General features: G+C 65.8%; 12 protein-coding genes. 10 read left to right on the top strand and 2 right to left on the bottom strand.

The window, feature by feature from the left end:
- Positions 1-723 precede the first annotated feature (723 nt).
- On the top strand, positions 724-2,109 hold the full coding sequence (xseA, locus tag A3A5_RS0122140) for an exodeoxyribonuclease VII large subunit (protein ID WP_018312700.1): 1,386 nt from the start codon (positions 724-726) through the stop codon (positions 2,107-2,109).
- A 211-nt stretch (positions 2,110-2,320) separates the two neighbouring features.
- Entirely contained in the window at positions 2,321-2,902 is a 582-nt protein-coding gene (gene sodB, locus A3A5_RS0122135; RefSeq protein WP_013955690.1) for a superoxide dismutase [Fe], read from the top strand.
- Positions 2,903-3,164: 262 nt separating this feature from the next.
- Here the strand turns inward: sodB and A3A5_RS0122130 are convergent, their stop codons facing one another.
- On the bottom strand, positions 3,165-3,776 hold the full coding sequence (locus tag A3A5_RS0122130; protein ID WP_035813361.1) for a UdgX family uracil-DNA binding protein: 612 nt from the start codon (positions 3,774-3,776) through the stop codon (positions 3,165-3,167).
- 315 nt (positions 3,777-4,091) lie between these two features.
- On the opposite strand from A3A5_RS0122130, the gene A3A5_RS0122125 reads away from it, so the two are divergent.
- Together A3A5_RS0122125 and fdxA are read left to right on the top strand one after the other, a co-directional pair.
- Complete coding sequence (locus A3A5_RS0122125) at positions 4,092-4,559, top strand: hemerythrin domain-containing protein (RefSeq protein WP_018312698.1); 468 nt, start codon at positions 4,092-4,094, stop codon at positions 4,557-4,559.
- 129 nt (positions 4,560-4,688) lie between these two features.
- Positions 4,689-5,018 (top strand): ferredoxin FdxA, encoded by a 330-nt coding sequence (fdxA, locus tag A3A5_RS0122120; protein ID WP_018312697.1) that lies wholly within the window; start codon positions 4,689-4,691, stop codon positions 5,016-5,018.
- Here fdxA and A3A5_RS0122115 read toward each other — a convergent pair.
- Positions 5,015-6,115 (bottom strand): substrate-binding domain-containing protein, encoded by a 1,101-nt coding sequence (locus tag A3A5_RS0122115; RefSeq protein ID WP_018312696.1) that lies wholly within the window; start codon positions 6,113-6,115, stop codon positions 5,015-5,017. The two genes, fdxA and A3A5_RS0122115, sit on opposite strands and share 4 nt — an antisense overlap.
- Before the next feature lie 149 nt (positions 6,116-6,264).
- Here A3A5_RS0122115 and A3A5_RS0122110 point away from each other — a divergent pair, with 149 nt between their 5' ends.
- The 6 genes from A3A5_RS0122110 to A3A5_RS0122085 all read left to right on the top strand — a co-directional run bounded on the left by A3A5_RS0122110 (position 6,265) and on the right by A3A5_RS0122085 (position 13,653).
- Positions 6,265-6,792, top strand: a complete 528-nt coding sequence (locus A3A5_RS0122110; protein ID WP_018312695.1) for a formate dehydrogenase subunit gamma — start codon at positions 6,265-6,267, stop codon at positions 6,790-6,792.
- The gene (locus A3A5_RS0122105) at positions 6,789-8,351 is read left to right on the top strand and encodes an NADH-quinone oxidoreductase subunit NuoF (RefSeq protein WP_018312694.1); all 1,563 of its coding nucleotides are present in this window, start codon (positions 6,789-6,791) and stop codon (positions 8,349-8,351) included. Before A3A5_RS0122110 ends, A3A5_RS0122105 begins: the two co-directional genes overlap by 4 nt.
- A 35-nt stretch (positions 8,352-8,386) precedes the next feature.
- Positions 8,387-11,266, top strand: coding sequence for a formate dehydrogenase subunit alpha (gene fdhF / locus A3A5_RS0122100; RefSeq protein ID WP_018312693.1), 2,880 nt, complete (start codon positions 8,387-8,389; stop codon positions 11,264-11,266).
- Positions 11,267-11,281: 15 nt separating this feature from the next.
- Positions 11,282-12,148, top strand: coding sequence for a formate dehydrogenase accessory sulfurtransferase FdhD (gene fdhD, locus A3A5_RS0122095; protein ID WP_018312692.1), 867 nt, complete (start codon positions 11,282-11,284; stop codon positions 12,146-12,148).
- Positions 12,145-12,369, top strand: a complete 225-nt coding sequence (locus tag A3A5_RS0122090; protein WP_018312691.1) for a formate dehydrogenase subunit delta — start codon at positions 12,145-12,147, stop codon at positions 12,367-12,369. Before fdhD ends, A3A5_RS0122090 begins: the two co-directional genes overlap by 4 nt.
- A gap of 258 nt (positions 12,370-12,627) precedes the next feature.
- Positions 12,628-13,653, top strand: coding sequence for an IS110 family transposase (locus A3A5_RS0122085; RefSeq protein WP_018310448.1), 1,026 nt, complete (start codon positions 12,628-12,630; stop codon positions 13,651-13,653).
- The last annotated feature ends 302 nt before the right edge of the window (positions 13,654-13,955 follow it).

Genomic DNA, 13,955 nt, shown 5'->3' with positions numbered 1-13,955 from the left:
AGGCACCGCTTTCCACAACTTGGCGGGGCGCGTCGGTTCGCTGGCACGCCTTCCGGTGCGGCTTTCCACACAACGCCGGGACAGGATTGTGGAGCGCTTGTGGAAAGCTGCCTGAGAGATCACCTAAGTCCTTGATTCATAAGGTGGCGCTATGGGCTGCTTAAAAAACTGGCAAACAGGTGTATCAGGGCGGCCCGCGATCAATGTGGCGCCAGGCAGGGCAGAAACCGGGTTTTTCCACATTGCGCAGGGAGAGCGTTGTGGACGGCCTGTGGACAAATCCGGGAGAAGCAGGTTAACCCATTGATTTTTATGGCCCCCCATCTTCCTGCCCAGAAATTGTGCAAACGCAGCATTAATGCTGCACCCCGGAGGGCCAGCGGCGCTCTGATACGCCACGCGCCGGGTCGGCCGCTTTCCATGGGACCGTAAGCCGGTTTGGGGCCACTTGGGCTGGAAAAGTGTGCTTGACGACGCCTTTTATCCAGAGAAGCTGTGGATAACTTTGTGAACAAGCCTGCCAGGCGCTATGTAAGTGATTGATGCAAAAGAGAATTGGTTATATTGCCTAATTTTTATTTCTCTCGTAAAGCTCATAAGAATCAAAGAGTTGGACGAACCCATGCGCCTTTCGGGGCAGGGTGCCGGCATCAGCGCGACCCCCTTGACATACAGGTTATGCTGTGGACATGTCCCATTCACGCCGCTTGCCACCAGTGCGCCATGCCAGACTTGCCGAACTTTTCGCGTGACCCTTCCTCTACCGCGCCGCGCAGCGGCCGCGATGTCATCCCTGTCGGTGAGCTGAACCACACAATCGCCAGGCTGCTGGAACGCAGTTTCCCACTGGCCTGGGTGCGCGGCGAGATTTCCAATTTCACGCGCGCCGCCAGCGGGCACTGGTATTTCTCGCTCAAGGATGCACGCGCGCAGATCCGCTGCGTGATGTTCCGCGGGCGCAACCAGCATGTCGACTTCCAGCCGCGCGAGGGCGAGGCGGTGGAGGTGCGCGCCGTGGTCACCATGTATGAGGCGCGTGGCGAGGTGCAACTGGGCGTAGAGGCAATGCGCCGGGCGGGGCTGGGCAACCTGTACGAAGCCTTTCTGCGCCTGAAGGAAAAGCTGGCGCAGGCGGGGCTGTTCGCGCCGGAGCGCAAGCGCCCGGTGCCGGCCCATCCGCGCACCATCGGCGTGGTCACCTCGCTGCAGGCGGCGGCGCTGCGCGATGTGCTGACCACCTTGCGTCGGCGCGCGCCGCATGTGCCGGTGGTGGTCTATCCGGTACCAGTGCAGGGCGCAGGCGCGGCGCAGAAGATCGCCGAGATGCTCGATGCGGCCAGCGCGCGGCGCGAGTGCGAAGTGCTGATCCTGTGCCGTGGCGGGGGCAGCATCGAAGACCTGTGGTCGTTCAATGAAGAGGTGGTGGCGCAGGCGATTGCGCGCTGCGCGCTGCCGCTCATCTCCGGCGTGGGCCACGAAACCGACTTCACCATCGCCGACTTTGTCGCCGATGTACGCGCGCCCACGCCGACCGGCGCGGCCGAGCTGGTCAGCCCGGATCGCGCGCACCTGCTGGCGCAGACGCTGCGTGCGCGCGACGCGCTCACGCAGTGCATGCGGCGCGGGCTGGACCTGCGCGCGCAGCACCTGGACTGGCTGGCGCGGCGCGTGCGCAGCCCGCAGGCGCAACTGCAGGAGCGGCGCGCGCGCGTCGACAATCTGGCGCGACACTTGCGCTCGGCATTGCGTGACACGGTGGTGTCGCAGCGCCACCGCCAGCAATTGCTGGCGATGCGCTGGAGCGCGTGCCGTCCCGATGCCACCGCCGCCCATGCCGACGTGGCACGCCTGTGGCAACGCCTGCAGGCCGCCGCCGCACGCCAGCACGAGCGTGCCGGCCAGCGCCTGGCGCGCAGCGCGGGCGCGTTGGAGCTGCTGGCGCCGCAGCGTACGCTGGAACGCGGCTATGCCGTGCTGCTGGACCAGCGCGGACGCGCGCTGCGCTCGCCCGCTGAGATCCGCCCCGGCAGCGTGGTCGAAGCGCACCTGGCCGAGGGCGTGGCCGACCTGGCGATTGCCGGCGTGCAGGCCAAACTGCCGGATTTCTGAGCGCCCGCGCGGCCCGGGAACGCCTCCCATTCGCGATGCCGTGGCGGGGGCGAAGCGTTCAGGCAAGCCAGGCGGAAATCCCCCCGGAAACCCCTGCCCGGACAAACTAACATCGTAGCAGGGGGCTTTGTCCCGCGGTTTGCGCGGGTCTTGCAAGTCCCCTACAATCGGCAATTCCGGACCCACAACCCCAACCCACAGAGACAGAACAATGGAACACAAGCTCCCCCCGCTCCCGTACGCGCATGATGCCCTGGCTCCGCACATCTCCAAGGAGACGCTGGAGTTCCATCATGACAAGCACCACCAGACTTACGTCACCAACCTGAACAACCTCATCAAGGGCACCGAGTTCGAGAACTCGACCCTGGAAGAGATCGTCAAGAAGTCGTCGGGCGGCATCTTCAACAACGCTGCCCAGGTGTGGAACCACACCTTCTACTGGGACTCGATGAAGCCCAACGGCGGCGGCCAGCCGACCGGCGCGCTGGCTGATGCCATCAACGCCAAGTGGGGCTCGTTCGACAAGTTCAAGGAAGAGTTCACCAAGACCGCCGTGGGCACCTTCGGTTCGGGCTGGGCGTGGCTGGTCAAGAAGACCGACGGCTCGCTGGACCTGGTCTCGACCTCCAACGCCGCTACCCCGCTGACCACCGACGCCAAGGCGCTGCTGACCTGCGACGTGTGGGAACACGCCTACTACATCGACTACCGCAATGCCCGCCCGAAGTACGTCGAGGCATTCTGGAACGTCGTGAACTGGGACTTCGCCGGCAAGAATTTCGCTGGCTGATCCGCGGACCATCCTTGCAGCAAGAAAGGGCCATCTGGCCCTTTCTTGTTTTGGGTGCGCACGGGGCGGATTGGGTTCGAATCTGCTTGCGGGATCGTCCATATTTGTCCGTAGCCGGCCACCAGCTTTCGGTGGAAGCTGGCCTACTTCAACCAGGCCGGCCTGATCGGCGCCTTTAACGTGCTGGATATCCAGCCGTCGCTGACGCTGATTCCCGCGGCCGGTATCAAGCTGACCTTTGCCTGTGACTTCATCTGACGCTTCAGTCCTCACCCCCACCGCGCGCCAGCCGCGCGGCGGCACGCAAGCTGCGTACGATGCGGTCGAAGGCGGCGGCACGCGCCTCGTCGGTGCGCTGGCGCAAGGCAAAGGACGGGTGGTAGGTAGCGATGACGAGCCGCCCCTCGTGCTCGACCGGTGTCTCCATCATGCCCGCCAGCGTCACGCTCGTTCGGCCCAGCACCGCGCGCGCTGCCGTGGCGCCAAGCGCGACCACGACCTTGGGGCCGACCTTGTCCAGCTCGCGCTCCAGCCACAGGTTGCAGGCCTCGATCTCCTGCTGCGCCGGCGACTTGTGCAGGCGGCGCTTGCCGCGCCATTCGAACTTGAAGTGCTTGACCGCATTGGTCATGAAGAGCTTGTCGCGGTTCAGGCCGGCACGGGCCAGTGCCTCGTCCAGCAAGTGCCCGGCCGGGCCGACGAAGGGCGAACCCTGCAGGTCTTCCTGCGAGCCCGGCTGCTCGCCGACCAGCATGATGCGCGCGTGGGCGGCGCCGGCGCCGGGCACGCCCTGGGTGGCGTTGCGCCACAGCGGGCAACGCCGGCATTGGTTCAGTTCATCGCGGCTGACAGGCGAGTTCTTGCGTTCGGGCATGGCGGCATTGGAGAGCGCAGCGCGCCGTGGTGCTGCATCGGGTGCGCTGCAGGTTTCGCGCCATGGGTGCAGGCGCGCCGGGGGCTTCATGCCCTTGGCGCGTTCCGGTATGGCGATACAGAGACAAAAGAAGCCGTCGGCGGCCTACGCTGCGCCGCGGCGCCGCGGGCACAATTACAAGGCTTCGCGCAGGAATTGCAACGACTGGCAGGTTGGCTGCCCACGCTGGCGCCGCCACGCTGGCGCAGCGCGGGCACGGAAGCTGCCTCCTCTCCCGGGCAAACCGGAGCGCCGGCTCCCCACCAGGAGAAAACCGTGGACAAGTCGAAGATCCCCGCAGACCAGGCCGAGGCCCTCGGTGCCTTGATGGACGACCACCGTGCAGTGAAGAAGCAGTTCAAGGCGTTCAAGGACACCGAGGACCGCGACGAGAAGGAATCGATTGCGCTGGACGTGTGCCACCAACTCACGGTGCACGCCACCATCGAAGAAGAGATCTTCTATCCGGCGCTGCGCGGCGTCAGCGACGAGATCGACGACATGCTGGACGAGGCCCAGGTGGAGCATCAGGTGGCCAAGGACTTGATCGCGGCGATCGAGGAAGACCCGGCCGGCGACATGCTCGAGGCCAATTACACGGTGCTGTCGGAATACGTCTCCCACCACATCGAGGAAGAGGAAGGCGAGCTGTTCAAGAACGCGATCAAGGAGAAGGTCAACCTGCGCGACGTGGCGCAGGCCATGGCGGCGCGCAAGGAAGCGCTGATGCGGGAAACCGCCTGAGCCAGCGGATGAATCAGGGCGCCCGTGCCGTCAGCGGATTTGATGAAGTTGCACAATGCGGCGTGTGCCGTGCCCGCAGGCGGCGCGCTAACATCACGCAGTCATTACCTGCCGTACCGCCCCCACTCCATGACCTTTGTCGTGACGGATGCCTGCATCCAGTGCCGCCACACCGATTGCGTCGAAGTCTGCCCGATGTCGTGCTTCCACGAAGGGCCCAACTTCCTCGCCATCGACCCCGGCCAGTGCATCGACTGCTCGATGTGCGTGCCGCTGTGCCCGGTTGGCGCAATCTACTCGGAGCATGACCTGCCCGAGGACCAGCGCCACTTCATTGCCCTCAATGCCGAACTGTCGCGGCGCGCGGACTGGCTGCCGCTATTGAAAGCCAAGGGGCCGATCCCCCGCCACGAGCAGTGGGCCGGCCATCCTGACCGCTTGTCCTTGCTGCAGCGTTAGCGCATCGGCGTGGTGCCGTAGTCCGGGAATGCTTCTTCCAGCGTCAGCACGGTGCCGGTCAGCGTGCCGTCGTAGCCGGGCAGTGCATTGACGCGCTGGCGGAAGGCTTCGCTGGTGAGCGCGTCCACCGCGCCGGCCAGTGCCGCGCTGCGCAGCTTGGCACGCTCGATCGCAAAGAAGTAGCGCTCCTTGATCACTGGCACGAACGCCAGCCCGAAGCGCCTCGCCGCGGTTTCCACGCCAAAGCCCACGTCCGCCATGCCGCTGCCGATATACGCGGCCACTGCCGCGTGGGTGAACTCGCCATTGCTGTAGCCCTCGATGCGGGCCGTGTCGATGCCGCGCGCGGCCAGCATCAGGTCTAGCAGCAGCCGCGTGCCCGAGCCCACCTGGCGGTTGACGAAGCGCACCTCGCGCCGGGTCAGGTCTTCCAGCGTGTGGATGCCAAGCGGGTTGTCCGGCCGCACGAACAGCCCCTGGCTGCGCACGGCCAGGTGCACCAGGCAGTGAGTGTCCGGCTTGAGCCAGGTGGTGAAATGCCGCCACATGCCGTGCTCGAACTCGCCTACCGGCACATGGAAGCCGGCGATATCGCAGGCGCCTTCGGCCAGGGCCGCCACGGCCTCGACGCTGCCGCAGTACTTCAGGTCGTGCCGCACCTGCTGCTCGTCGAGGAAGTCGCGCAGCGCCGCCACCGCGAAGCCGTGGCTGGCATGCAGCCGCGCCGTGGCTTCGGGCTGGTCCATCAGCTTCTTCAACTCGATCTCCAGCTCGGACGCCAGGCTGTCCAGCGTGGGCGACAGCCGCGCGCCGATCCGCTTGCTGGCCCATACCAGTTGCTGCGCCAGCGGCGTCAGCGCGCTGCCGCGCCCGCGGGTCTTGTCGATCAGCGGGCCGCCGAACAGCGTCTCGGCATCGCGCAGGATGCCCCAGGCGTAGCGGTAGGACAGCGATACCGCCTGTGCAGAGTGGCTGATGCTGCCGGATTCCTCGATATGACCGAGCAGGGCCACCAGCCGGGACACGTCCAGGGCCTCGCCACCGGGACTGGCGTCGTCCCGGATCTGCAGGTGCGGGTGGATTGAAATGCGGATCATATGTAGAAAATAGCTTATTGAACGAGCGCTGCCACTCCAATATAGTCCTTTCAACGGGAAAAACGGCGACGTCACGGCCCGTAAATAGGAAAAAAATAGCATATAAGAGGCTGCGCTGCCGATCTGTGCGACGCCTCACAGGAGACGCTATGCCAGAAATTGCCCCCCACGCAGCGGCATCCGCCGATGCCATGCGCATCGCCGCCATCGTGGCGGCACGCCAGGACATGCCGGGCGCCTTGCTGCCGATCCTGCATGAGATCCAGGACACACAGGGCTATATTCCCGACGCCGCCGTGCCCGTCATCGCCCGCGCGCTGAACCTGTCGCGCGCCGAGGTGCATGGCGTGATCACCTTCTACCACCACTTCCGCCAGCAGCCGGCCGGCCGCCATGTGGTGCAGGTCTGCCGCGCCGAAGCCTGCCAGTCGGTGGGCGCCGAAGCGCTGGCCGAGCATGCGCAGCGCGCACTTGGCTGCGGCTTCCATGAAACCACCGCGGACGGACAAGTGACGCTGGAGCCGGTTTATTGCCTGGGCCAGTGCGCGTGCGGCCCGGCGGTGATGGTCGGCGAGCAACTGCACGCCTATGTCGATGCCAAGCGCTTCGACGCACTGGTGCGCGCGCTGCGCGAGTCTTCGAGAGAAACCCCGGAAGCGGCGGAGGCACAGGCATGATCACCGTCACCACCATCTTCGTCCCGCGCGACTCGACCGCGCTGGCGCTGGGCGCCGACGACGTGGCCCGCGCCATCGCGCGCGAAGCCGCCGCGCGCAACCAGCACGTGCGCATTGTTCGCAATGGCTCGCGCGGCATGTTCTGGCTGGAGCCGCTGGTCGAGGTGCAGACCGGAGCCGGCCGCGTGGCCTATGGCCCGGTCAGCGCGGAAGACGTGCCGGAAATGTTCGACGCTGGCCTGCTGCAAGGCGGCGAGCACGCGCTGTCACAGGGCGTGACCGAAGAGATCCCCTTCCTGAAGCAGCAGGAGCGCCTGACTTTCGCCCGCGTCGGCATCACCGATCCGCTGTCGCTGGACGACTACCGCGCGCATGAGGGCTTTGCCGGCCTGGAGCGCGCGCTGGCCATGCAGCCGGCAGAGATCGTGCAGGAGGTCACCGATTCCGGCCTGCGCGGCCGCGGCGGCGCGGCCTTCCCTACCGGCATCAAGTGGAAGACCGTGCTGGGCGCGCAGTCCGCGGTCAAGTACATCGTCTGCAATGCCGACGAGGGCGACTCGGGCACGTTCTCCGACCGCATGGTGATGGAAGACGACCCGTTCATGCTGATCGAAGGCATGACCATTGCCGCCCTGGCGGTGGGTGCGGAGCAGGGCTACATCTACTGCCGTTCCGAATATCCGCATGCGATTGCCGTGCTGGAAAGCGCGATCGGCATCGCCAACGCCGCCGGCTGGCTCGGCGACGACATCCGCGGCAGCGGCAAGCGCTTTCACCTGGAAGTGCGCAAGGGCGCCGGCGCCTATGTCTGCGGTGAGGAAACCGCGCTGCTGGAAAGCCTGGAAGGACGGCGCGGCGTGGTGCGCGCCAAGCCGCCGCTGCCGGCGCTGCAGGGGCTGTTCGGCAAGCCCACGGTGATCAACAACGTGATCTCGCTGGCCACCGTGCCGGTGATCCTGGCGCGCGGCGCGCAGTACTACCGCGATTACGGCATGGGCCGCTCGCGCGGCACGCTGCCGTTCCAGCTGGCCGGCAACATCAAGCGGGGCGGACTGGTGGAGAAAGCGTTCGGCGTCACGCTGCGCGAGCTGCTGGTCGACTACGGCGGCGGCACGCGCAGCGGGCGTGCCATCCGCGCGGTGCAGGTGGGCGGGCCGCTGGGCGCCTACCTGCCCGAGTCGCGCTTCGACGTGCCGCTGGACTATGAAGCCTATGCCGCGTTCGGCGGCGTGGTCGGCCACGGCGGCATCGTGGTGTTCGATGAAACCGTCGACATGGCAAAGCAGGCCCGCTACGCGATGGAGTTCTGCGCGATCGAATCGTGCGGCAAGTGCACCCCGTGCCGGATCGGCTCGACCCGCGGGGTCGAAGTGATGGACCGCATCATCGCCGGCGAGCAGTCCGTGAAACACGTGGCGTTGGTGCGCGACCTGTGCGACACCATGCTCAACGGCTCGCTGTGCGCGATGGGCGGCATGACGCCGTATCCGGTGCTGTCCGCGCTGAATGAATTCCCCGAGGACTTCGGCCTCGCCTCCAACCCAGCCAAGGCCGCCTGAGCCAGGTCCAGCAGAGACACGGGAGACAAACCGCCATGAACGCCCGCAACGAGATCGATTTCGGCACGCCCGCCAGCCCATCCACCGAACTGGTCACGCTGGAGGTCGATGGCGTCAGCGTCACCGTACCCGCCGGCACCTCTGTGATGCGCGCCGCGATGCAAGCGCAGATCGCCGTACCCAAACTGTGCGCCACCGACAGCCTGGAAGCCTTCGGCTCGTGCCGGCTGTGCCTGGTCGAGATCGAAGGGCGCCGCGGCTATCCGGCATCGTGCACCACGCCGGTCGAAGCCGGCATGAAGGTCAAGACCCAGAGCGACAAGCTGGCCGACCTGCGCCGCGGCGTGATGGAGTTGTATATCTCCGACCACCCGCTCGATTGCCTGACCTGCCCGACCAACGGCAATTGCGAACTGCAGGACATGGCCGGCGTGGTCGGCCTGCGTGAAGTGCGCTACAACGACGGCGGGCCGGAAGCTGCGCCGATCGCGACGCACACGCAGATGAAGAAGGACGAATCCAATCCTTACTTCACCTACGACCCCTCCAAGTGCATCGTCTGCAACCGCTGCGTGCGTGCCTGCGAGGAAACGCAGGGCACCTTCGCCCTGACCATCAGCGGCCGCGGCTTTGAGTCGCGCGTGTCGCCCGGCACCAGCCAGTCGTTCATGGAATCGGACTGCGTCTCGTGCGGCGCCTGCGTGCAGGCCTGCCCCACCGCGACGCTGACCGAGACCTCGGTCATCAAGTTCGGCCAGCCCTCGCACAGCACCGTAACCACCTGTGCCTATTGCGGCGTGGGCTGTTCGTTCAAGGCCGAGATGAAGGGCAATGAAGTGGTGCGCATGGTGCCATACAAGGACGGCAAGGCCAACGAAGGCCACGCCTGCGTCAAGGGGCGCTTTGCCTGGGGCTACGCCACGCACAAGGACCGTATCCTCAAGCCGATGATCCGCGCGAAGATCACCGATCCGTGGCGCGAAGTGTCGTGGGAAGAGGCGATCGACTACGCCGCATCGGAGTTCAAGCGCATCCAGTCCAGGCACGGCAAGGATTCCATCGGCGGCATCGTGTCGTCGCGCTGCACCAACGAAGAGGGCTACCTGGTGCAGAAGCTGGTGCGCGCCGCCTTCGGCAACAACAACGTCGACACCTGCGCGCGCGTGTGCCATTCGCCGACCGGCTACGGCCTGAAGCAGACCCTGGGCGAATCGGCCGGCACGCAGACCTTCAAGTCGGTGGAGAAGGCCGACGTGATCATGGTGATCGGCGCCAACCCGACCGATGGACACCCGGTCTTTGCCTCGCGCATGAAGAAGCGCCTGCGTGCCGGCGCCAGGCTGATCGTGGTCGATCCGCGCCGCATCGACCTGGTCGACTCGCCGCATATCCGTGCCGACTATCACCTGCAACTGCGCCCGGGCACCAACGTGGCGCTGGTGACCTCGCTGGCCCACGTCATCGTCACCGAAGGCCTGCTCAATGAGGCCTTCATCGCCGAGCGCTGCGAGGATCGTGCCTTCCAGCAATGGCGCGATTTCGTCTCGTTGGCGGAGAACTCGCCCGAGGCCATGGAAAGCGTCACCGGCATTCCGGCGGAACAACTGCGCGGCGCCGCGCGCCTGTACGCTACCGGCGGCAACGCAGCGATCTACTACGGACTGGGCGTGACCGAGCATGCGCAAGGCTCCACCACCGTGATGGGCATTGCCAACCTCGCCATGGCCACCGGCAATATCGGCCGCGAAGGCGTGGGCGTGAACCCGCTGCGCGGGCAGAACAACGTGCAGGGCTCGTGCGACATCGGATCGTTCCCGCATGAGCTGCCGGGCTATCGCCACGTGTCGGACTCAACCACGCGCGGCCTGTTCGAAGCCGCGTGGAACGTCGAGATCAGCCCCGAGCCGGGCCTGCGCATTCCCAATATGTTCGAAGCCGCGCTGGCCGGCAGCTTCAAGGGCCTGTACTGCCAGGGGGAGGACATCGTCCAGTCCGACCCGAATACGCAGCATGTGTCCGAGGCGCTGTCGTCGATGGAATGCATCGTGGTGCAGGACATCTTCCTCAACGAGACCGCCAAGTACGCCCACGTGTTCCTGCCGGGTTCGTCGTTCCTGGAAAAGGACGGCACCTTCACCAATGCCGAGCGCCGCATCTCGCGCGTGCGCAAAGTGATGCCGCCCAAGGCGCGCTATGCCGACTGGGAAGCGACCATCCTGCTGGCCAATGCGCTGGGCTACCCGATGGACTACCGGCATCCGTCCGAGATCATGGACGAGATCGCGCGCCTGACGCCGACCTTCGCGGGCGTCAGCTACAAGCGCCTCGACGAGTTGGGCAGCATCCAGTGGCCGTGCAACGCCGAGGCCCCGGAAGGCACGCCGACCATGCATATCGATGCCTTCGTGCGCGGCAAGGGCAAGTTCATCATCACCAAGTACGTGCCCACCACCGAGAAGATCACGCGCGCCTTCCCGCTGATCCTGACCACCGGCCGGATCCTGTCGCAGTACAACGTCGGCGCGCAGACGCGCCGGACCGACAACGTCTACTGGCATGCCGAGGACCGGCTGGAGATCCATCCGCACGATGCCGAGGAGCGCGGCATCAAGGACGGCGACTGGGTCGGCGTGCAGAGCCGGGCAGGGGATACCGTGCTGCGCGCGATTGTCAGCGAGCGCATGCAGCCGGGCGTGGTCTATACCACCTTCCACTTCCCGGAGTCCGGCGCCAACGTGATCACCACCGACAACTCCGACTGGGCCACCAACTGCCCGGAATACAAGGTGACCGCGGTGCAGGTGCTGCCGGTGGCGCAGCCGTCGGCGTGGCAGCGGGAGTACCAGGAGTTCAACACCCAGCAGCTGCAACTGCTGGAAGCCGCGAGCGCCGACCCGGCGCAGGCCGCAGGCTGAGCGGAGGACCACGCCATGATGCGCTGCATGCAGTCACCGGAAGTTGACCCGGCCGCGGCGGAAGACGCCGTGCCCGCCACCCACAGCACCTTCGCGGTCAGCCGCTGGCGCCGCGGCGAACTGATGCTGAGCCCCGATGAGGTAGCCGAGGAAGTGCCGGTCGCGCTGGTGTACAACGGCATTTCGCACGCGGTGATGCTGGCGACGCCGGCCGACCTGGAGGACTTTGCGCTCGGGTTCAGCCTGAGCGAGGGCATCGTTGCCCGTGCCAGCGACGTCTATGACATCGAGATCGACTCGCGCGAGCACGGCATCGCCGTGCAGCTAGAGATCGCCTCCGAAGCCTTCATGCGGCTCAAGGACCGCCGCCGCTCGCTGGCCGGGCGCACCGGCTGCGGGCTGTGCGGCACCGAATCGCTGGAGCAGGTGATGCGCCTGCCGGCACCGGTGCAGAGCGGCGCCAGCTTCCACACCGACGTGATCCAGGCCGCCTTCGTGCAACTGCAACTGCGACAGGCGCTGCAGCAACACACGGGGGCGACGCACGCTGCCGCATGGCTGCGTGCCGATGGCCATGTATCGCTGGTGCGCGAAGACGTGGGCCGCCACAACGCGTTGGACAAGCTGGCGGGCGCGCTCGCCAGCAGCGGCGAGGACATTTCCAGCGGAGCCGTGCTGGTGACCAGCCGCGCCAGCTACGAAATGGTGCTGAAGACCGCCGCCATCGGCGCCGGCGTGCTCGCCGCGGTATCCGCACCGACGGCGCTGGCCGTGCGGCTTGCCGAGCAAGCCAACATCACCCTGGCCGGCTTCGTGCGCGCCGGCGCGCACGTGGTCTATGCCCATCCCCAACGTCTGCAGCACGAAGTGAGTCTGGCATGAAGATCGACAATCTCATCACCATGGCCAACCAGATCGGCAGCTTTTTTGAGGCAATGCCGGATCGGGAAGAGGCTGTCTCGGATATTGCCGGGCATATCAAGCGGTTCTGGGAGCCTCGGATGCGACGGGCGCTGCTGGGGCATGTGGATGCCGAGGCCGGGAGTGGATTGCTGGATATCGTGAGGGAGGCGTTGGGGCGGTATAGGGCGATGTTGGAGTAGGCGGGTTTGTTCTGCGCTATGTGAAGCGTTGTCGCTCTTGACTAGCGTGGGCTGTTTCGCCGGCGTAGCCGGCGAGTCACTTTTTGGCCGAGCGACAAAAAGATGGAATGAACGCGCCCCTGCCTCCGAGCAAAGCACCGGGAGTTTCAGTTGTGTATCTGGGGACCGTGACAGGGGAAGGCGGGCCCCCCATCACGAAACGGCATCGATGTGCCAGAGTGGGAGTGTGACCAACCACGCGAGGATGGAGGGCCCGAAATGAATACTACGACTTACGGCCTGGACATTGCAAAGACTGTGTTCCAGCTCTACTGGGTCGAGCCTTCCGGGAAGTGTTTCAACCGACGCTTCAGCCGGCCGAAACTGATCGAATTCCTTGCCCAGCGCGAGCCGGGACGCATCGCGCTCGAGGCGTGCGGCAGTGCCCACTGGTGGGCCCGCCAACTGGAGGGCTTGGGGCATGAGCCGGTGCTGCTGCACGCCAAGTACGTGCGTCCGTTCGTGCAGACCAACAAGACCGATGCGGCCGATGCCAAGGCCATCTGGACCGCAGCGCAGCAGCCGGGCATGCCGGTGGTGGCCGCCAAGACCGAGCCGCAGCAGTGCGTACTGGGCCTGCACGCGCTGCGCCAGCTGCGCGTGAAGATGCGCACCATGCTGGTCAACCAGCTGCGTGGCATGCTGTTCGAGTTTGGTATCCAGGTCCAGCCCGGGTTGCGACGCGGGCTGCAGGAAATCGTGCAACGGATGGACGAACTCGAACAGAGCGTGCCGCCGTTGCTATTCGAGTTCGTGCGCGAGCAATTGCAGAGCATCGAACGGCTCGACGAGGAGATTGCCCGCCTGGAGCAACGCATCGACGCCTGGGGTCGGCAAAGCCGATCCTGCCGGACCATTCTGGCCATCCCGGGCGTCGGCATGCTCACTGCCACGGCCATGGTCGCCACCATTGGCGACGTGCATACCTTCAAGTCGGGGCGGCAACTGGCGGCGTACCTGGGCCTGGTGCCCAAACAGACCGGCACGGGCGGCAAGGTCTGGCTGGGCGGCATCAGCAAACGCGGCGCCCCCTACCTGCGCACCTTGCTCGTTCACGGCGCTCGGGTCGTGCTGAGCCATCTGCGCAGAAAGAACCAGCCTAGCTGGAGCCTGACGCTCGCGCAGCGACGGCCGACGAATGTCGCGGCGGTTGCCCTGGCCAACAAGACGGCGCGCACGGTGTGGGCGCTCTTGGCGCATGAGCGTACCTATGACCGAGACTACGTCTCGGTCAGGCCTGCCTGACGGCAGGCTGAGCTAGCAAGGAAGGAGGAAAGGAAGGAACCCGTCCACAGGTTGCAACGGTAACGTCAACGTGATGGCAAAACAGGTTGGACCGCGGGAGTGCAAGCCCAATTGGTTACTGGTGCCTGCAAGCACGGCAAAAAGATAGGGACACTCCCGGCGCAATCCATCAGGGCCCGCAGGCTGAGCCTGCACCGCAAGGCCGGATATAAGGCTGCAGCCAATCCTGTCCACGCTTGATGTTGGCTTTACCTGGCAAACCGGGGCGCGTTCATATAAGTAACCAAAAAACGCGTCGCCTG

The sequence above is a fragment of the Cupriavidus sp. UYPR2.512 genome, assembly GCF_000379565.1.
GTDB lineage: Bacteria > Pseudomonadota > Gammaproteobacteria > Burkholderiales > Burkholderiaceae > Cupriavidus.
This window is presented reverse-complemented; position numbering and strand designations above follow the sequence as displayed.

Bases quoted from the DNA above. Each gene is read 5' to 3' on its own strand.
- xseA (WP_018312700.1), top strand. From the start codon at position 724: ATGCCAGACTTGCCGAACTTTTCGCGTGACCCTTCCTCTACCGCGCCG.
- sodB (WP_013955690.1), top strand. From the start codon at position 2,321: ATGGAACACAAGCTCCCCCCGCTCCCGTACGCGCATGATGCCCTGGCT.
- A3A5_RS0122130 (WP_035813361.1), bottom strand. From the start codon at position 3,776: ATGCCCGAACGCAAGAACTCGCCTGTCAGCCGCGATGAACTGAACCAA.
- fdxA (WP_018312697.1), top strand. From the start codon at position 4,689: ATGACCTTTGTCGTGACGGATGCCTGCATCCAGTGCCGCCACACCGAT.
- A3A5_RS0122115 (WP_018312696.1), bottom strand. From the start codon at position 6,115: ATGATCCGCATTTCAATCCACCCGCACCTGCAGATCCGGGACGACGCC.
- A3A5_RS0122110 (WP_018312695.1), top strand. From the start codon at position 6,265: ATGCCAGAAATTGCCCCCCACGCAGCGGCATCCGCCGATGCCATGCGC.
- A3A5_RS0122105 (WP_018312694.1), top strand. From the start codon at position 6,789: ATGATCACCGTCACCACCATCTTCGTCCCGCGCGACTCGACCGCGCTG.
- fdhF (WP_018312693.1), top strand. From the start codon at position 8,387: ATGAACGCCCGCAACGAGATCGATTTCGGCACGCCCGCCAGCCCATCC.
- fdhD (WP_018312692.1), top strand. From the start codon at position 11,282: ATGATGCGCTGCATGCAGTCACCGGAAGTTGACCCGGCCGCGGCGGAA.
- A3A5_RS0122090 (WP_018312691.1), top strand. From the start codon at position 12,145: ATGAAGATCGACAATCTCATCACCATGGCCAACCAGATCGGCAGCTTT.
- A3A5_RS0122085 (WP_018310448.1), top strand. From the start codon at position 12,628: ATGAATACTACGACTTACGGCCTGGACATTGCAAAGACTGTGTTCCAG.